At 71.9% G+C, this 16,767-nt stretch carries 18 protein-coding genes and 1 pseudogene; 8 read left to right on the top strand and 11 right to left on the bottom strand.

Features of this window, described 5'->3' with window-relative positions:
* The first annotated feature begins 84 nt into the window (after positions 1–84).
* The 4 genes and pseudogenes from ACIBNA_RS30360 to ACIBNA_RS30345 form a co-directional block, all read left to right on the top strand.
* Positions 85–2,598 carry a DEAD/DEAH box helicase gene (locus ACIBNA_RS30360; protein WP_399168371.1) on the top strand — a complete coding sequence of 838 codons (2,514 nt, stop codon included), beginning with the start codon at positions 85–87 and terminating at the stop codon, positions 2,596–2,598.
* A 37-nt stretch (positions 2,599–2,635) separates the two neighbouring features.
* Positions 2,636–3,508, top strand: coding sequence for an acyl-CoA thioesterase II (locus tag ACIBNA_RS30355; RefSeq protein WP_274814604.1), 873 nt, complete (start codon positions 2,636–2,638; stop codon positions 3,506–3,508).
* Between the two features lie 72 nt (positions 3,509–3,580).
* Positions 3,581–4,534: a DMT family transporter gene (locus tag ACIBNA_RS30350; RefSeq protein WP_399168370.1), complete on the top strand. Its 954-nt coding sequence runs from the start codon at positions 3,581–3,583 to the stop codon at positions 4,532–4,534.
* A 208-nt stretch (positions 4,535–4,742) separates the two neighbouring features.
* Positions 4,743–4,829: pseudogene (locus tag ACIBNA_RS30345) on the top strand (3-alpha-hydroxysteroid dehydrogenase); the annotation flags it as partial.
* Between the two features lie 170 nt (positions 4,830–4,999).
* On the opposite strand, the gene ACIBNA_RS30340 reads toward ACIBNA_RS30345, so the two are convergent.
* From ACIBNA_RS30340 to ACIBNA_RS30325, 4 genes are all read right to left on the bottom strand, one after another.
* Entirely contained in the window at positions 5,000–5,785 is a 786-nt protein-coding gene (locus ACIBNA_RS30340) for an Fpg/Nei family DNA glycosylase (RefSeq protein ID WP_399168369.1), read from the bottom strand.
* Between the two features lie 10 nt (positions 5,786–5,795).
* A complete protein-coding gene (locus ACIBNA_RS30335; RefSeq protein ID WP_399168368.1) occupies positions 5,796–6,167 on the bottom strand; it encodes a VOC family protein in 372 nt (123 codons plus the stop codon).
* Between the two features lie 106 nt (positions 6,168–6,273).
* Positions 6,274–7,215, bottom strand: coding sequence for a DUF6397 family protein (locus ACIBNA_RS30330; RefSeq protein WP_399168367.1), 942 nt, complete (start codon positions 7,213–7,215; stop codon positions 6,274–6,276).
* Positions 7,216–7,340: 125 nt separating this feature from the next.
* Positions 7,341–7,754, bottom strand: a complete 414-nt coding sequence (locus ACIBNA_RS30325; RefSeq protein ID WP_020277333.1) for a roadblock/LC7 domain-containing protein — start codon at positions 7,752–7,754, stop codon at positions 7,341–7,343.
* Between the two features lie 104 nt (positions 7,755–7,858).
* Between ACIBNA_RS30325 and ACIBNA_RS30320 the strand changes: the two genes are divergently transcribed.
* Positions 7,859–8,287 carry a PPOX class F420-dependent oxidoreductase gene (locus ACIBNA_RS30320; RefSeq protein WP_351417234.1) on the top strand — a complete coding sequence of 143 codons (429 nt, stop codon included), beginning with the start codon at positions 7,859–7,861 and terminating at the stop codon, positions 8,285–8,287.
* 16 nt (positions 8,288–8,303) lie between these two features.
* On the opposite strand, the gene ACIBNA_RS30315 is transcribed toward ACIBNA_RS30320, so the two are convergent.
* The 5 genes from ACIBNA_RS30315 to ACIBNA_RS30295 all read right to left on the bottom strand — a co-directional run bounded on the left by ACIBNA_RS30315 (position 8,304) and on the right by ACIBNA_RS30295 (position 13,299).
* On the bottom strand, positions 8,304–8,909 hold the full coding sequence (locus ACIBNA_RS30315) for a GTP-binding protein (RefSeq protein ID WP_399168366.1): 606 nt from the start codon (positions 8,907–8,909) through the stop codon (positions 8,304–8,306).
* Between the two features lie 63 nt (positions 8,910–8,972).
* Positions 8,973–9,383, bottom strand: coding sequence for a DUF742 domain-containing protein (locus ACIBNA_RS30310; RefSeq protein ID WP_399168365.1), 411 nt, complete (start codon positions 9,381–9,383; stop codon positions 8,973–8,975).
* 22 nt (positions 9,384–9,405) lie between these two features.
* The gene (locus ACIBNA_RS30305; RefSeq protein ID WP_399168364.1) at positions 9,406–9,843 is read right to left on the bottom strand and encodes a roadblock/LC7 domain-containing protein; all 438 of its coding nucleotides are present in this window, start codon (positions 9,841–9,843) and stop codon (positions 9,406–9,408) included.
* Positions 9,840–12,365: a nitrate- and nitrite sensing domain-containing protein gene (locus ACIBNA_RS30300; RefSeq protein ID WP_399168363.1), complete on the bottom strand. Its 2,526-nt coding sequence runs from the start codon at positions 12,363–12,365 to the stop codon at positions 9,840–9,842. The genes ACIBNA_RS30305 and ACIBNA_RS30300 overlap by 4 nt, the downstream gene beginning before the upstream one ends.
* 154 nt (positions 12,366–12,519) lie before the next feature.
* A complete protein-coding gene (locus ACIBNA_RS30295) occupies positions 12,520–13,299 on the bottom strand; it encodes an MHYT domain-containing protein (protein ID WP_399168362.1) in 780 nt (259 codons plus the stop codon).
* Between the two features lie 152 nt (positions 13,300–13,451).
* Here ACIBNA_RS30295 and ACIBNA_RS30290 point away from each other — a divergent pair, with 152 nt between their 5' ends.
* The gene (locus ACIBNA_RS30290) at positions 13,452–14,051 is read left to right on the top strand and encodes a class I SAM-dependent methyltransferase (RefSeq protein WP_399168361.1); all 600 of its coding nucleotides are present in this window, start codon (positions 13,452–13,454) and stop codon (positions 14,049–14,051) included.
* A gap of 38 nt (positions 14,052–14,089) precedes the next feature.
* Here ACIBNA_RS30290 and ACIBNA_RS30285 read toward each other — a convergent pair whose 3' ends face one another.
* Positions 14,090–14,992 carry an oxygenase MpaB family protein gene (locus tag ACIBNA_RS30285; RefSeq protein WP_274814616.1) on the bottom strand — a complete coding sequence of 301 codons (903 nt, stop codon included), beginning with the start codon at positions 14,990–14,992 and terminating at the stop codon, positions 14,090–14,092.
* 98 nt (positions 14,993–15,090) lie between these two features.
* Between ACIBNA_RS30285 and ACIBNA_RS30280 the strand changes: the two genes are divergently transcribed.
* Positions 15,091–15,387, top strand: a complete 297-nt coding sequence (locus ACIBNA_RS30280) for a hypothetical protein (RefSeq protein ID WP_399168360.1) — start codon at positions 15,091–15,093, stop codon at positions 15,385–15,387.
* A gap of 135 nt (positions 15,388–15,522) precedes the next feature.
* Positions 15,523–16,380 carry a hypothetical protein gene (locus tag ACIBNA_RS30275; RefSeq protein ID WP_399168359.1) on the top strand — a complete coding sequence of 286 codons (858 nt, stop codon included), beginning with the start codon at positions 15,523–15,525 and terminating at the stop codon, positions 16,378–16,380.
* Positions 16,381–16,417: 37 nt separating this feature from the next.
* Here the strand turns inward: ACIBNA_RS30275 and ACIBNA_RS30270 are convergent, their stop codons facing one another.
* Positions 16,418–16,600 carry a hypothetical protein gene (locus tag ACIBNA_RS30270; RefSeq protein ID WP_189724357.1) on the bottom strand — a complete coding sequence of 61 codons (183 nt, stop codon included), beginning with the start codon at positions 16,598–16,600 and terminating at the stop codon, positions 16,418–16,420.
* Positions 16,601–16,767 lie beyond the last annotated feature (167 nt).

Here is a 16,767-nt window from a genome sequence, read left to right as displayed (position 1 = left end):
GTCGGCGACACAGCGTAGCGTTCGCGATCTTCGTGCCCGCAGCCGATTCCCGCATCGGGCGAAAGGCCAGGCAAGATGGGGGGCGTGACCCTCATCGATCAGCTGCCGCGGACCGCCGACCCCGACGCCCTGTACGAAGCCTTCGAGTCGTGGGCCGGTGAGCGGGGTCTCACGCTCTATCCCCACCAGGAGGAGGCGCTGATCGAGGTGGTCTCCGGCGCGAACGTGATCGTGTCGACGCCCACCGGGTCCGGCAAGAGCATGATCGCGGCGGGCGCGCACTTCGCCGCGCTGGCCCGGGACGAGGTCACCTTCTACACCGCCCCGATCAAGGCGCTGGTGTCGGAGAAGTTCTTCGAACTGTGCAAGATCTTCGGCACGGAGAACGTCGGCATGCTGACCGGCGACGCGTCCGTCAACGCCGACGCCCCGGTGATCTGCTGCACCGCCGAGGTGCTCGCGTCGATCGCACTGCGCGACGGCAAGGCCGCGGATGTCGGCCAGGTCGTGATGGACGAGTTCCACTTCTACGCGGAGGGCGACCGCGGCTGGGCCTGGCAGATCCCGATCCTGGAACTGCCGCAGGCGCAGTTCGTGCTGATGTCGGCGACGCTCGGCGACGTCTCCTTCTTCGAGAAGGACCTCACCCGCCGCACCGGCCGCCCGACCGCGGTGGTCCGCTCGGCGACCCGCCCGGTGCCCCTGTCGTACGAGTACCGCTACACCCCGCTCACCGAGACGCTCACCGACCTGCTGGCAGCCCGGCAAGCACCCGTCTACATCGTGCACTTCACGCAGGCGCAGGCCGTGGAGCGGGCGCAGGCGCTGATGAGCATCAACATGTGCTCGCGCGAGGAGAAGGAGCAGATCGCCGAGCTCATCGGCAACTTCCGCTTCACCACCAAGTTCGGCCGCAATCTCTCCCGCTACGTCCGGCACGGCATCGGCGTCCATCACGCCGGCATGCTGCCCAAGTACCGCCGCCTGGTGGAGAAGCTCGCGCAGGCCGGCCTGCTGAAGGTCATCTGCGGCACGGACACGCTCGGCGTGGGCGTCAACGTCCCCATCCGCACGGTGTTGTTCACGGCCCTCACGAAGTACGACGGCACCCGCGTCCGCACCCTGCGTGCCCGGGAGTTCCACCAGATCGCGGGCCGTGCCGGACGGGCCGGCTACGACACGGAGGGCTTCGTCGTCGCGCAGGCGCCCGAGCACGTCGTCGAGAACGAGAAGGCACTCGCCAAGGCGGGCGACGATCCGAAGAAGCGCCGCAAGGTCGTCCGCAAGAAGGCCCCGGAGGGCTTCGTCGCGTGGTCGGAGCAGACCTTCGAGAAGCTCATCACCTCCGAGCCGGAGCCGCTGACCTCCCGGTTCCGGGTGACGCACACGATGCTGCTGTCGGTGATCGCCCGCCCCGGCAACGCCTTCGAGGCGATGCGCCACCTGCTGGAGGACAACCACGAGCCACGCAAGCAGCAGTTGCGGCACATCCGCCGGGCCATCGCGATCTACCGCTCGCTGCTGGACGGCGGCATCGTCGAGAAGCTCGACGAGCCGGACGCGAGCGGCCGCATCGTCCGCCTCACCGTCGACCTCCAGCAGGACTTCGCGCTCAACCAGCCGCTGTCCACGTTCGCGCTGGCCGCGTTCGAGCTGCTGGACCCCGAATCGCCGTCGTACGCGCTCGACATGGTGTCCGTGGTGGAGTCCACCCTGGACGACCCGCGGCAGATCCTCGCCGCCCAGCAGAACAAGGCGCGCGGCGAGGCCGTGGCCGCGATGAAGGCGGACGGCGTCGAGTACGAGGAGCGCATGGAGCGTCTCCAGGACATCACGTACCCGAAGCCCCTGGAGGAGCTGCTCTTCCACGCGTACAACACCTACCGCAAGAGCCACCCCTGGGTGGGCGACCATCCGCTGTCGCCGAAGTCGGTCATCCGCGACATGTACGAACGGGCCTTGTCCTTCACGGAGTTGGTGTCCCACTACGAGCTGGCGCGCACCGAGGGCATCGTGCTGCGCTACCTGGCCAGTGCCTACAAGGCCCTCGACCACACCGTCCCGGACGACCTCAAGTCCGAGGACCTCCAGGACCTGATCGAGTGGCTGGGCGAGATGGTGCGCCAGGTCGACTCCAGCCTGCTGGACGAGTGGGAGCAGCTCGCCAACCCGGAGGAGATGACCGCCGAGGAGGCCCAGGAGAAGGCCGACGAGGTCAAGCCGGTCACCGCCAACGCGCGTGCCTTCCGCGTCCTGGTCCGCAACGCCATGTTCCGCCGGGTCGAGCTGGCCGCCCTCGACCATGTCGAGGAGCTGGGCGAGATGGACGCGGAGTCCGGCTGGGACGCCGACGCCTGGGGCGAGGCGATGGACAAGTACTGGGACGAGTACGACGACCTCGGCACCGGCCCCGACGCCCGCGGCCCCAAGCTACTGCTCATCGAGGAGGAGCCGGAGAACGCCCTGTGGCGGGTCCGGCAGATCTTCCACGACCCGAACGGCGACCACGACTGGGGCATCAGCGCGGAGGTCGACCTCACCGCCTCCGACGCGGAGGGCCGCGCGGTCGTCCGGGTCACCGACGTCGGCCAGCTGTGAACGGCCCGGCAGCAGCGAGCACAGGAGAATCCCACTCATGACGACGAACCCGGCCGAGAGACTGGTCGACCTGCTCGATCTGGAGCAGATCGAGGTCAACATCTTTCGTGGCCGCAGCCCGCAGGAGTCCCTTCAGCGAGTCTTCGGCGGCCAGGTGGCGGGCCAGGCCATGGTCGCCGCCGGCCGCACCACGGACGGCGAACGTCCCGTGCACTCGCTGCACGCGTACTTCCTGCGGCCGGGCATCCCGGGCGTGCCGATCGTCTACCAGGTCGAGCGGGTGCGCGACGGGCGGTCGTTCACGACCCGCCGGGTCACAGCCGTGCAGCAGGGCCGTACGATCTTCAATCTCACCGCCTCCTTCCACAAGCCGGAGGAGGGCAGCTTCGAGCACCAGCTGCCGCCGGCCCGCACGGTCCCGGACCCGGAATCCCTGCCCACGGTGACGGACGAGATCCGGGAGCATCTGGGCGCGCTGCCCGAGCAGTTGGAGCGGATGGCCCGCCGCCAGCCCTTCGACATCCGCTACGTGGACAGGCTGCGCTGGACCACCGAGGAGGTCGCGGACGCCGAGCCGCGCAGCGCCGTGTGGATGCGTGCGGTCGGGCCCCTCGGCGACGACCCGCTCGTGCACACCTGCGCCCTCACCTACGCCAGCGACATGACCCTCCTGGACGCCGTCCGCATCCCGGTCGAGCCGCTGTGGGGCCCGCGGGGCTTCGACATGGCGTCACTGGACCACGCCATGTGGTTCCACCGCCCGTTCCGGGCCGACGACTGGCTGCTGTACGACCAGGAGTCGCCGATCGCGGTCGGCGGCCGCGGTCTGGCCCGGGGCCGGATCTACGACCGTGAGGGCCGGCTGGTCGTGTCGGTCGTGCAGGAGGGGCTCTTCCGCAAGCTGGACTGATCTGGCCCTTCGCCGATCGGGGGCCCGTGCCTTCCGGGTCTCCGATCGCGCCCGGGACCGGATCCGGCGACCATGGCAGGAGCAGGCACCGCCGGCGTCACGCGCCCGCCGATCCGGGAGGTGGCCACGCTGCCCACCGTGTTCCCCGTGGTCTTCGCGATCTGCGCGGCCCTCAGCAACGCCGTCGCGACGGTGTTGCAGCGCAAGGCGGCACTCACCGTGCCGCGCTCCCAGGGGTTCAGGGCCGGGCTGATCACCGACCTGCTGCGCCGGCCCGTCTGGCTGGCCGGCATCCTCGCGGTGATCGGCGCCGCCGTCTGCCAGGCGCTGGCGCTGGCGACCGGGCCGCTGACGATCGTGCAGCCGCTGTTCGTGCTGGAGCTGCCGCTGACCCTCGTCGTCGCGTCGCTGCTGATGCACCGGCACCTGCCGCGCACGGGCTGGCTTGCCGTGACGGTGGTGGTGGCCGGACTGGCGATCGCGCTCGCCGCCGCGTCCCCCGCCGGCAATCGCACCCAGGTGGAGCTGGACCGCTGGGTCCCCGCGCTCGCCGTGTGCGCGGGGGCGGTCGCCGGCCTCGCCGTCGCCGCCCTGCGGCGCCCGGAGGGCCGGGCCCGGGCGGCGTGTCTGGGTGCCGCGACAGCGATCAGCTACGCGGTGACCGCGGCGCTGATGAAGGCCGCCACCCACATCCTCGACGACCAGGGACTCGTGGGTTTCCTCACCGCCTGGCAGACCTACGCGTTCGCCGCGACCGGTGTGTGCGCGCTGTTCCTGCTGGAGAACGCGATGCAGGCCGGCCCGCTGGTCGCCTCGCAGCCCGCGCTCACCCTCGGCGACGCGCTGGTGAGCCTCGCCCTCGGCATCCTTCTGTACGAGGAGACCATCCGCACCGGGTGGTGGCTGCTGCCCCAGCTGTTCGGTGTCGCGCTGATCGCCGCGGGGGTGCTCGTCCTGTCGCGGATTCCGTTCACACAGTCGCTCGTGGCACCGGACGAGGAACGCCGGACGGCGGGAGTGCCCTGAGCGGGAGTGCCCTGAGCGGGAGTGCCTGAGACGAAGGAGGTCGCCATGGGACGTCTCAGCGACCTGACGGTGAGGGGGCACAGCTGGCGGCCGAGCTCGGTGGCCGGGCCCGTACGCACCTGGACGTCACCGGCGAGGACGACTGGCAGCGGGCCCTGACCGAGACGGGGCAGGCCCTGGGCCCCACCCCGGTGTGATCCGCACCCGGATGACGGCCGGCTTCAGCGACGCCTACACCGCGGCCCAGCCCATCCCCGGGTTCGGCGAGCCCGAGGAGGTCGCCCGCATGGTGCGCTTCATCGTCACCGACGCCACCTTCTCGACGGGCAGCGAGTTCGTCATGGACGGCGGCGTCCTTGCCGGCCCGCCGGCTGGCCTGACCCCCGCGACTGACCGGTCCGGCCCGGCCCGGCCCGGCGCGCCGACTGTCCTGCCCCCCCGGGTGAGTGACCGGCCCCGGCGGGATCACCCGTCCGGCTGGCACCGCGGGCACCACACCGTGCCACGGCCCGCCATCCGGGACCGGCGCAGACCGCTGCCGCAGCGCGGGCATCTGGGGTCGGGGTCGTCACGATGTCCGGTGAGCCAGGAGTCCCGCGGCGGTACGCAGCCGGCGTTGACGGCGGACCGCAGGGTCCTGCGCATCTCGCTGTACAGGCGACGGCGGTCGTCCTGGGTGAGCTCACGCGCCCGGTGGTCGGGGCGCAGCCGGGCGCGCCACAGGATCTCGTCGGCGAGCAGATTGCCGAGGCCGGCCAGGACGGACTGGTCGGTGAGGGCAGTCTTCAGGTGACCTCGGCGTGAAGAGAGCACGGCCTCGAACTCCGCGCGGTCCACCGCCATCGCGTCGGGGCCCTGCCGCCGAAGCAGCCGGTCGAGGTCGGAGTCGTCGTGGGCCAGCCACAGGCCCTGGAGTTTGCGCTGGTCACGGAAGCGCAGCTGACGGTTGCCGCTCAGGGTGAACAGCACGCGGTCGTGGGCCTCGACGGCATCGTCGGGACGACCGCAGACCAGCCGGCCGGTCATGCCGAAGTGCAGTACCAGGGTGGGGCCACCGGTGCGGGCGAGCAGCCACTTTCCGTGCCGCTCCGGTGTGCCGAACCGCCGGCCCTCCAGCGCGTCACGCAGGCCCCGCACCCCGACTCCGTGCAGGACGCCCGCGTCCCGCACCTCGACATGCCGCACGACCCGTCCCTTCGCGCAGGACTCGAGCACCTGCCGGAAGCCTTCGACATCGGGCAGCTCGGGCATGACCGACGGGTCAGGTTTCCTGGAGGACGGACAGCACGTTCCCCGCCGGGTCGGTGAACCACGCGATCAGCGGGCCGCCGTCGCGGAAGATGCCCTTGTCGTCCGCCTTGAGGTGGTCGTAGCGCGCGAAACGCACCCCCTTTCTGCTCAGCTCGTCGACCGCCGCCTCGATGTCGTCGACGGGGAAGTTGAGGATGGTGTAGGTCGCTGGGATGTGGTCCTCCTTCGGGTAGACCAGGATGTCCCGGCCCCCCGCGATGTGCAGGATCAGCATGCCGTGCTCTTCCGAGACGCGGATTCCCAGCGTGTCGCCGTAGAACTTCCTGGCCGCGTCGATGTCGTTCACGGAGAAACCGCTGTACGCCTTCGTTGTACCGAACATGATCGCCTCCCGGACATAGTCTCCTCATAGGTCGGACCGGGATGCATCCGGAAACTCATCGCTTGTCGTGCGGACGGCAGAGCGGCGTCCTCCGCCCCGGCCGGGGTCAGGGGCGGCCCGCAGGCCGTCGGCCTCTGCGGCGCAGCCGGCCCAGGAGGCCGTGGGAAGGGGTGTGGTCCGGGGGCGCGGGCGGGTTTTCCGCCGGAGTCGTGACGGGCTCTGGTGCCGAGGTGGGGGCCGGCACCTGCTGCAGGGCCGGTTCCGGGGCCGGGCGTGGTGCCGGCTGTTGCCTTCGGGCCGCTTCCATCGCGTGGGCGAGGTCCGCTCGGAACCAGGCCACTTCGTCCGGCTCGCTCGCCGTCATGAGTTCCTGGGCCCGGTCGGCGGCGGGGGAGCCGGGCGCCCCGTGTGCCGGGAGCCGGGGGCGGCAGCGGTTCAGGTGGGCGCGCTCGTACGGGTCCTCGACTACCTCCGCCACGTCGGCCGGATCGAGGAGACAGGCGACGGCCGCCGCGTGCGCCCACGGGTCGTCTCCCGCCTGCCGCAGCAGGAACCCGATGTGCCGTCCCCGCCAGTTGCGGGGCCGCCGGTCCAGTCCCGCCTTCAGCCCTTCCCGCACCTCGGCGGGCGTGCGGCCGGTCAGCAGCCGGGCGTTGCGCTCCTCAGTCGCGAACTGCCGTAGCTCCTCGGCCAGATAGAGCCAGACGACGGTGCGGTAGCGGTTCAGATAGAAGCGCACGGGCACGAGCAGGCCGAAGCGCGCGAGGCTCGTGAACCTGGTGGGCGTCACGTCCATGAGCTTGGCGCCCTCGTTGGTTCCTGCGGTCGCGACGCGCTCGCGCAGTGCGTCCGGGAAGCCGTCCTCGGCGCGCAGCCGGTCGATCTCGGCGCGGGCGACCCGTCGACCTCCGCCTCCTTCGTCGGGAAGGGTCCGGATGAGTCCGAGATTCACCGCCAGGTCGAACTCGCCCCGCCTGAGGTTCAGTTCGCGGGCGGCCCGGCTCGAGGCGCAGGTGAGGCGGTCGGGTTTCGCGATGGTGCCTGACATGGTCGGTCTCCCCCGTGGAGTCAGCGGCTCACGCCGTGTGCGGTCGCCGTGAAAAAACCGTAGCCGCTTCGGCGCATCTCGTGGCGAGCCTGTGGATAACTCCGCGGGGATGACGAACGTGCAGGTCAGACGTCTGTTTCCGGTTTCCGTTCGGGCTGGCGCGCATCGACGTCGAGGTGCTCGCCGACCCGGTTGACCAGAAGTGTCATCTCGTAGGCGATCTGGCCTATGTCGGCCTCCGCGCCGCTGAGGACGCACAGACAACTACCCGTGCCGGCCGCGGTGACGAAGAGCACCGCGTCGTCGAACTCGATCATCGTCTGGCGTACGCTGCCCGCGCCGAAGTGCCGTCCCGACCCCTTGGCCAGGCTGTGCAGTCCGGACGACACGGCCGCGAGATGCTCCGCGTCCTCCCGGCGCAGTCCCGTGCTCGCCCCCGTCACCAGGCCGTCGTTGGACAGGACCAGTGCGTGCCGCACTTGGTGGACGCGCTCGGTCAGGTCGTCCAGCAGCCAGTCCAGTCCCTGGTTCTGAGCCATGTTCCGATCTCCCCGTTTTCTCCCCGTGCGATTCTCCTCCTGGCCGGAGGATCTCCACGCCAGCCTTCCCCACGACCGCTGTCGGGGCAAGGAGGATGGGAGCCATGGCAGAGAAGATGACCGACGCGCAATGGCGGGAGTTCGTTTCCCACGGCACCCGCACCGGAAAGCTCTCCACGGTCCGGGCCGACGGAAGCCCGCACGTGACCCCGATCTGGTTCGTCCTGGACGGCGACGAGTTGGTGTTCAACACCGGCAAGGACAGCGTGAAGGGGCGCAATCTCACCCGTGACGGCCGGGTCGCACTGTGTGTGGACGACGACCGGCCGCCGTACTCCTTCGTGGTGCTGCGGGGCCGCGCCCGCGTCTCGGAGGACCTCGACGAGATACGGCACTGGGCCACCCGCATCGGCGCCCGGTACATGGGCGAGGAGCGCGCCGAGGAGTTCGGCGCCCGCAACGGCGTCCCGGGCGAACTCCTCGTCCGTGTCGCCATCGACAGGGTCCTGGCGGAGCGGGACGTCGCGGACTGACAAAGAGGCACCCCGGTCAGCCGACCGAGTCGAGAAGCCGGGCGGTGTGCATCCGCCCGGCGTACTCGACGAGCCGGATCAGCACCTCCTTCCCCGAGTCGCGGTCCCGGGCGTCGCACAGCACCACGGGTGTGCCCCGGTCGAGGTCGAGGGCGCGCGAGACGTCCGGGGCGCCGTGCCGCCGGGCGCCCGCGAAGCAGTTGACGGCCACCACGAACGGGATGCGCCGGTGCTCGAAGTAGTCGACTGCGGGAAAGCAGTCCTCCAGGCGGCGGGTGTCCGCGAGGACCACCGCGCCGAGCGCCCCTTGCGACAACTCGTCCCACAGGAACCAGAACCGGTCCTGGCCCGGCGTGCCGAACAGGTACAGGGAGAGGCCGGACCGGATCGTGATGCGTCCGAAGTCCATGGCGACGGTCGTGGTGGTCTTGTGGTCCACGCCGTCGGTGTCGTCCACCAACTGCCCGGCTTCGCTGAGCAGTTCCTCGGTGCGCAGCGGCCGGATCTCACTGACGGCGCCCACCAGGGTGGTCTTGCCCACGCCGAACCCGCCGGCGACCAGTATCTTCAACGCCAGTGCGGAGGTATCGCCGTCGGTGGCGTCGGAGTGCTCGGAGACCATTGATCACTTCTCTCGGGAGTGCCGGCAAGGGGTGCGGTGAGTACGTGAGTGTTGTGCGGGCATCTACAGCGCCCTCAGTCCTGCGATCACCTCGCGCAGAATGCGCTCGTCGGGCAGTTGTGCCGGCGGCACCGGGCGGCTGACGGTGACGCAGCCGAGTTCCAGGAGGTCGCCGAGGAGGACCCTGACGACACCCACGGGCAGGTCCGCGCCCGCGGCGAGTTCGGCGACCGACTGGGTCTCCGTGCGGCACAGGTCGAGGAGGGTCCGGTGTTCCGGGCCGAGCGGGACGTCGTCCACGCCGGGTGCGGCCGGGTCCAGTGTGACCAGGGCGATCAGGTCGAACCGCACGCCGGTGGGGCCGGGCCGGGTGCGTCCGCCCGTCATGGCGTAGGGGCGGACGAGAGGGCCGGCCTCGTGGTCGTACCACTGGCTGCCCTGGTCGGGCGGGGTGCCCGTCGTGTCCTCGGTCATCTGCGTGGACCGCCCTCTCGGTTCATCCGGCGGCGGGTGGCCGGGCACCGACACGGGGCGCCGTGCCGAGGTGCTCGCCGACGCGTTTGACCATGCGTGCCATCTCGTAGGCCACGAGGCCGATGTCGGCGGTCACGGCAGTGAGGAGGGCGAGGCAGGATCCGTCGCCGGCTGCGGCCACGAACAGGAAGCCCTCGTCCATCTCCACCATGGTCTGGCGGACACCACCGGCACCGAAGTGCCGTCCGGCGCCCTTGGCGAGGCTGTGGAAGCCCGAGGCGACCGCGGCGAGGTGTTCGGCGTCCTCGCGGCGGAGGTCGGTCGAGGCGCCCACGGCGAGGCCGTCGTTGGACAGCACCACGGCGTGCCGTATCTCGCTCACGCGGAGCACCAGATCGTCCAGCAGCCAGTCGAGTTCGCCGGAGCGCCGGGCGGAATGCGTGCTCGGGTCCTGGATCATGCGGGGTCTCCTTCGCTGCTGTCGCTGCCCGTCGGGCCGGGAGTGGTTCCGCGGCCGGGTCGCCTGCCGCCGCCGCGCGTCCAGCCGTCGCGGTACGCCGCCATGCGGTCCCGGACGAGCTCGGGGGTGCGTCCGTCGTCCCGGGGTGCGGGCGCGGGGGGCGGCTCCTCGGGGCGCCCGTTTCGCAGTTGGGGCGCCAGGCTGGCCTGTCGTACGCGGCGTGGGAGGTCGTCGGAGCCTTCGGGCTGCTCCTGGGGCCGGTGCAGTCGCAAGGTGGCGACTCCTGGGGGTGGCGTGTGGCTCGTGGTCTCCGCGAGGGCCGGTACGGGTGACACCAAAGCGCGCCGGTCGGCCGGTGCCGGGACGGCGTCGGGGACGGTGTCCCGGTGCGGGATGTCGTCGGGCACGCGCGCGTGGGCGCGTTCCGCGGGCTGCCGCGCGTGCACCGCTTCACCGTGGGAACGTTCCGCCGCCCCGGTGTGCAGCAGGGCGGTGGGCACCAGGACGACCGCGGTGGTGCCGCCGTACGGCGAGGTCCTCAGGTGGACCTTGATGCCGTGCCGGGCGGCGAGCCTGCTGACCACGAACAGGCCGAGCCGGTCGCTGTCGAACACGTCGAGCGCCTCGGACTGTTCGATGCGGCGGTTGGCCTCGGCGAGGGTCTCCTTGCCCATGCCGAGGCCGCGGTCCTCGACCTCGACGGCGTAGCCGTTGCCGACGGGTTCGCCGGTGACGCGCACGCGCGTGTGGGGCGGCGAGAACTGGGCGGCGTTCTCGATGATCTCGGCCAGGAGGTGCGTGAGGTCGGCCACGGCCGCGCCGACGACGGCCGCCTCGGGGAGTTGCCGCACCTCCACGCGCGCGTAGTCCTCCACTTCGGAGACGGCCGCGCGGACCACGTTGGTCAGGGAGACGGGCCTGCGCCAGGCCCGGCCGGGGGCCGCTCCGGAGAGGATGATCAGGCTCTCCGCGTGGCGCCGCATGCGGGTGGTGAGGTGGTCGAGGCGGAAGAGGTCGCTCAGTTCGTTCGGGTCGTCGGAGCGGCGTTCCATGCTGTCGAGGAGGCTCAGCTGCCGGTGGACGAGGATCTGGCTGCGGCGGGCGAGGTTGACGAAGACGCCGGAGATGCCGCTGGCGAGTTCGGCGCGCTCGACGGCGGCCCGTAGCGCGGCCCGGTGGACGGTGCCGAGGGCCTCGGCGACCTGCCCGGTCTCGTCCTCGGCGGCCGGTCCGGGTGGTGCCTCGGCGCGGATGTCGATCTCCTCGCCCGCGCGCAGTTTCCGCATGGCCTCGGGGAGTTTGCGCCGGGCGATCTCCAGGGCGCTGTTGCGCAGGCTCACGAGCTCCACCACGAGGCCGCGGCCGATGCGTACGGAGATGACGAGCGAGGCGGCGACGGCGGCGAGGCCGAGCAGGACGGCCGCACCGGCCGGGGTGAGCAGACCCCGGGTGAACGGGTCGGCCCGCTGCGCGACGCCTCGTGCGGCGTCGTCCTCGATCGCGCGCATGCCGTTCTGCACGCGCGCGTGGGCGGTGTTCCAGGTGCTCTCGGGTGCCGCCTCGATCGCCTTGGCGCCCGGCCCGTCGGCGAGGATCCCGTCCTCGGCGTCGCCCAGCCCCGCGTAGGCAATGCTGTCGGCGAGGGAGTTCCACGCGGAGCGCTCGGTGCCGCGCAGGTCGGCGACGGCCGACTCGGTCAGGGTGCGGCGCAGCTCGACGGCGCCGGTGAACAGCCGGAGCCGCTCCCCGGTCAGGGTGCCGGACAGGCGGGCACTCGCCACAAGCGCGTCCTCCCGGGCCAACGCCTCACCGGCCCGGGAGAATTCGAGCAGCACGCGCGCGTCGGAGCCGAGGTCGGCGTCCTGGATGCCGGTGAGGGCACCGCCGACGCCGAGAGCCTCCGAGATGGTCCGGGTGTAGCGGTTGTACGTCTCGGCCCAGCCCGCGCGCCGGTCGCGCACCTCGGTCCGCAGCGGACGCAGTTGCTCGGCACCGGTGACGAACGCTTCCAGCCGGCGGGCGACTCCGGCGGGCAGTTCTTCGCTGTCGGCGACGGTGCTGTTCTCGCCGAGCCGCAGTTTGGCGACGGCCCGGTCGGTGCGCCGGGCGAGTTCGTCCAGCTCGTCGGTCGCTGTGGCGGAGGGGTCGGTGGCGCGGCGTACGGCGGCCGTGCGTTCGGCCTGGAGGGCGGCGACCGCGGCGGAGACGGGGGCGCGGACCATGGCGTCCACGCGCTGGACCTGCCTCAGCCGGGAGACGTCCTGGGCCGTGGTGACGGTGGCGTGGGCCCACAGGGCCAGGAGGGAGACGACCGGCACCATGAGCAGGCAGACGATCTTGGCGCGCACCGTGCGGGGGCGTATGTGCCAGCGCTCCGCGCGCGTGGACGCTCCGTCCGGTGCGGCCCCCGAGGGCACCTCGGCGTCCTCGTCGGCCGGCGGTCCGGCGTGCGCGCGGCGACCGCGCACGGGCGGGGGCGGCGCCTCGGCGCCGACGGTGGGGGTCCTACGGGGTGTACGCATGGACTCCTCGCTCGGGGGTGGTTCGGGGCGGGCCACCCGGCTTCAGGGCGGGTCACCCCGGCTTCATGGCGTGCCGTCCGGGCTTCGGGACTGCCGTTCCGGACAGCGGGACGTGCCGTCCGGAGGGCCTGCCGCTCGCTCCGCCGGGCCAAGGTCACGGCTGACGGGCGACGCTCCCGACCGGCCGCTGGGCCGACGCGGACGCCTCACGTTCCCCTGCCGTCGGCGACAGCGCGACGAAGGCGGAGGTCAGGAAGAGGTAGGACCCGAGGCCGACGGCGAGGGGGAAGATGAACTGCATCGCCGTGGCCCCGGGCAGTGCCTCCCCGGAGGGCGTCACGCGCACGCTCACCGCGAACATCCCGGTGTAGTGCATGCTGCTGACGGCCGCGCCCATGATCAGGGAGGCGACGGTGACCGCGACGGGCGACTTGATGTTGAGCGCCGCCCACAGGGCCGCCGTCGCGGCGACGACGGCGATCAGGACGGAGAGCCCGACGAGCACCGGGTCATAGGTCACGTCGCCGTGCAGGCGGACGGCCGCCATGCCCAGGTAGTGCATGCTCGCGACGCCGAGGCCGGTGGTGAGCCCGCCGATCAGCAGGGCCCGGCCGCGGTCCCGGCTGTAGCCGACGGCGAAGACGCCGGCGCAGACGACGACCATGGCGACGAGCAGGCTCAGCAGGGTGAGCGGCACGTCGTAGCGGATATCGGTGCCGGCGACGCTGAAACCGAGCATGGCCACGAAGTGCATGGTCCAGATGCCGGTGCCGATCGCCGAGGCGGCGGTGACGAGCCAGTTGCGGCGCGAACGCCCGGTGGCGGCGAGCGCGCGGACGGTGCAGCGCAGCCCGAGGGCGGCGCCGATGCAGGCCATCACGTACGACAGCACGGGGGTCAGCCACCCCAGGGCGGCGTGGTCCAGGTGTCCCATGCCCCCGGGACGCTAGACCCGGCAGGGGCGCGCGAAGGGGGCGCATTTCGAAAGGTGTTGGAATATGACGCAAGGGTGCACCGGAACGATCGGGTCACGCTCGAACGTGTGCACTGAGGCGTCATACGTGCCGGTGAGGAATCATGCCGTACATGAGCGACGACCAGACGCGTGTCCAGGAGTTCTTCACCGCCCGCGCCGCCGACTGGGACAGCCGGTTCCCTGATGACGGTCCGGCCTACGCGACCGCGGTCGCCGAGCTCGGACTGCGCCCGGGCGACCGTGTGCTCGACGCGGGGTGCGGCACCGGACGCGCCCTGCCGCCGCTGCGTGCCGCCGTGGGGCCCTCGGGAGTGGTGCTCGGGGCCGATCTGACCCCGGCCATGCTGCGGGAGGCCGTGCGGGCCGGACGGGACCGTGACGGGGCGTTGCTGCTCACGGACGTCGCCGCGCTGCCGCTGCGCTCACACTCGCTGGACGCCGTGTTCGGGGCGGGCCTGATCTCGCATCTGCCGAGTCCGGCCGAGAACCTGCGGGAGCTGGCGCGTGTGGTGCGTCCCGGTGGCGTGTTGGCGCTGTTCCACCCGATCGGCAGGGCGGCCCTGGCCGCGCGCCACGGCCGCCCGCTCACCCCGGACGACCTGCGCGCCGAGCCCAACCTCCGTCCGCTGCTGGCCGGTTCGGGGTGGAGCATGACGTCGTACGTCGACGAGGACTCCCGCTTCCTGGCGCTCGCCGTCCGCGAGGACTGAGCTGCCGCGCCACCCGGCCGCGTCACCGTCCGGCCCCGTCACCCGGCCTCGGCGTCCGACGCCGCCACGTGCCGCACGGGACAGCCCCGGACGCCCGGGACCGGGCGCGTGCCCAGGTCGGCGAGCCGGTAGCCGTACGGGTAACCCTTGATCTCCCAGTTCTGCCGGGCGAAGTGCGGAGCGCGCCGGGGCGGCAGCAGACGGACGGCGCGGCCCCGCAGCCGTACCGCGCGACGCACCCACGCGCGCGTGGCGGCGCTCGGCGGGGTGTAACGGAAGGCACGCAGCAGCGAGTCGTCGAGCAGCGCGAGGGTCGTGGTGCGCAGCAGCGGGGCGAGCGGGCGCGGGTACCAGGAGGACATCAGGTCGAGCGTGGCGTCCGAGACCCGCCGGGCCGCCTCGTCCCAGGCGAAGTGGGCCGCCTCGTAGCCGTCGAGGCAGGTCTCGAACTCCTCGTAGGTCTCGGGGATGTCCTTGATGCCCATGTGCCGGCCCAGCGTGCGGTAGTGGACGACACTGGCGACGATCTCGTGGCGGGACATCCTGCGCCACCCGTAGGCGTCGATCCACCGTTTGGGCACCACGACGAACGTGCAGAGCACGTAGCGCATGTCGTCGTTGCTGATGTCGTAGCTGCGGTGCATCTGGTTGATGCGGCGGATCGCGGTCTTCCCCTGATCGCTGCCGAAGCCGTGCTCCACCACGGCGTCCAGGAGCAGCGACGTGTCGTCGTAGCGCTTCTGCGTCCGCTCCGTGAGCTCCGCCGTCTCGGCGAGCAACCGGCCGATGCTCGGGACTGCGTACGTGCGGTACAGGGCCAGCTCGAGGGCGCGGGTGAAGTCCCAGGGGAACTCGTACGCCGCGCTCAGCCGGTAGATCTCCGTGGCCTGCCGGTACGGGTCCATCCGCCGTATCTGTTCCAGGCGTGCGAAGCGCTTCACAGTACCCTCCCCCTTATGTCACCGGAGATCCAACTCTACGTTGGTGTCCGGGAGATGACCGGCAGGCGGGACATCCGCACAGGGGGAAGGTGGTCACCATGTGGGGCAAGGTCAGAAAGGCCGGAGGCAGAGTCGCTCATGCCATGCGCACGGAGACGAAGGCCGGCGGGGACAAACGTCCGCACAATCTTTTCGAGGCGGCCGCGGCCTACGTCACGGCGAGCGCGGAGGACGACCAGGAGCGGGCCGACGAGGCGGCCGGCTGGGTGTCGCCCGAGGCGCTGTCGTTCGGGGTGAACGAGCTGGCCTGCCGGGCCGTCATCGCGCTCGCGCGGGAACGCGGCGAATCGCCCCGGACCGTGGCCCGTGAGTTGCTGGGGCTGCCGGCGGAGTGACGCGCCCGGCCCGGACGGCCGATTCGCCCCGTCCGCCGGAAAACGGCAGCTCCTGGTGCGCGCGCAGGGCCGTGACAAGCGGCTTCCGCGCGCACTAGGGTGCGCGCCGGTGGACGAACCGATGGGGAGGCTGGGATGGCCGGGACGGATGAGGACACCGTCGCCGCCGCGGACGACGCGCTTTATGTGCTCACAGCGGTGTTGCTGACGCCGGCGCAGTTCCCGAGCGTGCTGGGCGACGACTATCCGGGGGCGTGCGCGGCGCTCGGCCTCGCGCCGCTCGCCGACGGGTACGGGCTGGTGCTCGGCCAGGACGGCGAGGGAGCCCGGTGGACCGTGATCATCGACGACGTCTCCCTGGTGGCCGTCGCGATCGCGTCCTGGGACTGCGGGATGGAGTACGAGCTGTCGCCCGACGAGCGCACGGTCGTGGCGGCCCTGCCCGGCTGGCCCCTCGCGGTCGCCGTCGCGGCGCCCGGAGTGCCCGCGCCGCACGATCCCGGTCCGGAGGCCGACGACCGGCCCCCGCTGGCTCCGCCGGACACCACCGTGTGGGGCCCGGCCCAACGGCGCCTGGGCGCGGACGAGATCGCGCTTCAGTGGGCGATGTGGCGCGACCAGGTCGACGACTCGGCCTTCCCGGCTCCGGGGTCCTCGGCGGCGCCGGGCGACGGCGGCGTGGCGGCCGACGGTCCGGGCGGAGGCGGGGAGAACGGGCAGCAGGGCCACAGCGGCATCCGGCGGGTCCTCGCGGAGGCCCGCACCTACATCGACTCGCCGCCGCCGCTGGGCCGGGTCCGGTCGTCGTTCGCGCCGGGTGACGCGCGGACGCTGCGGGCCGACGGTCCTGGCTGGTCGCTCGTGGCCAGGACCGACGACATCGCCTTCGTGCTGCTGGACGAGGAACCCGGCGTGGTCCTGCCGGTGGGCCGGGGGCCGGAGCTGCCGGGTCTCCTCGAGGCCCTCGACAAGATGGCCGTACGGCCGAACTGAGCCGGTGCGGCCTTCGGCCGCGCCGGCCGTCAGCGCGTCAACGGCCCAGTTCCTTGCGGGTGGCGCGGCGCAGCCTGCGCCGCTGCGAGGGGTCCAGCATGAGATACGCGGCGGCCGGGACTCCCAGGATGATCAGGAGCGATGCCCACCAGGGCAGCCAGATCAACAGGATGAGCCCGACTGCCACGCCGCCTGCGGCGATCTTGGCGTTCTTGGACATGATGTCGCCTCCTTCGCGGCCACTGCCGCTCTCTGTCTCGAAAACGGGCCCGCGCTTGCGGCGGTTCCGGACCGCGACCCTGAGACATCCCTGAGGCGCGCCCCCTACGCACCCCTGAGACCTCTATGGTGACCCAGCTCACAGCCAAGTCATACCCAGAGGCGGCA

Source organism: Streptomyces sp. NPDC050164, from assembly GCF_044459945.1.
Classification (GTDB): Bacteria; Actinomycetota; Actinomycetes; order Streptomycetales; family Streptomycetaceae; genus Streptomyces; species Streptomyces coeruleorubidus_A.
Note: the sequence above shows the minus strand (reverse complement) of the source record. Positions and strands in the feature narration are given on the sequence as shown.

Coding starts and splice junctions, on each gene's coding strand:
- ACIBNA_RS30355 (WP_274814604.1), top strand. CDS start 2,636: ATGACGACGAACCCGGCCGAGAGACTGGTCGACCTGCTCGATCTGGAG.
- ACIBNA_RS30350 (WP_399168370.1), top strand. CDS start 3,581: ATGGCAGGAGCAGGCACCGCCGGCGTCACGCGCCCGCCGATCCGGGAG.
- ACIBNA_RS30340 (WP_399168369.1), bottom strand. CDS start 5,785: ATGCCCGAGCTGCCCGATGTCGAAGGCTTCCGGCAGGTGCTCGAGTCC.
- ACIBNA_RS30335 (WP_399168368.1), bottom strand. CDS start 6,167: ATGTTCGGTACAACGAAGGCGTACAGCGGTTTCTCCGTGAACGACATC.
- ACIBNA_RS30330 (WP_399168367.1), bottom strand. CDS start 7,215: ATGTCAGGCACCATCGCGAAACCCGACCGCCTCACCTGCGCCTCGAGC.
- ACIBNA_RS30325 (WP_020277333.1), bottom strand. CDS start 7,754: ATGGCTCAGAACCAGGGACTGGACTGGCTGCTGGACGACCTGACCGAG.
- ACIBNA_RS30320 (WP_351417234.1), top strand. CDS start 7,859: ATGGCAGAGAAGATGACCGACGCGCAATGGCGGGAGTTCGTTTCCCAC.
- ACIBNA_RS30315 (WP_399168366.1), bottom strand. CDS start 8,909: ATGGTCTCCGAGCACTCCGACGCCACCGACGGCGATACCTCCGCACTG.
- ACIBNA_RS30310 (WP_399168365.1), bottom strand. CDS start 9,383: ATGACCGAGGACACGACGGGCACCCCGCCCGACCAGGGCAGCCAGTGG.
- ACIBNA_RS30305 (WP_399168364.1), bottom strand. CDS start 9,843: ATGATCCAGGACCCGAGCACGCATTCCGCCCGGCGCTCCGGCGAACTC.
- ACIBNA_RS30300 (WP_399168363.1), bottom strand. CDS start 12,365: ATGCGTACACCCCGTAGGACCCCCACCGTCGGCGCCGAGGCGCCGCCC.
- ACIBNA_RS30295 (WP_399168362.1), bottom strand. CDS start 13,299: ATGGGACACCTGGACCACGCCGCCCTGGGGTGGCTGACCCCCGTGCTG.
- ACIBNA_RS30290 (WP_399168361.1), top strand. CDS start 13,452: ATGAGCGACGACCAGACGCGTGTCCAGGAGTTCTTCACCGCCCGCGCC.
- ACIBNA_RS30280 (WP_399168360.1), top strand. CDS start 15,091: ATGTGGGGCAAGGTCAGAAAGGCCGGAGGCAGAGTCGCTCATGCCATG.
- ACIBNA_RS30275 (WP_399168359.1), top strand. CDS start 15,523: ATGGCCGGGACGGATGAGGACACCGTCGCCGCCGCGGACGACGCGCTT.
- ACIBNA_RS30270 (WP_189724357.1), bottom strand. CDS start 16,600: ATGTCCAAGAACGCCAAGATCGCCGCAGGCGGCGTGGCAGTCGGGCTC.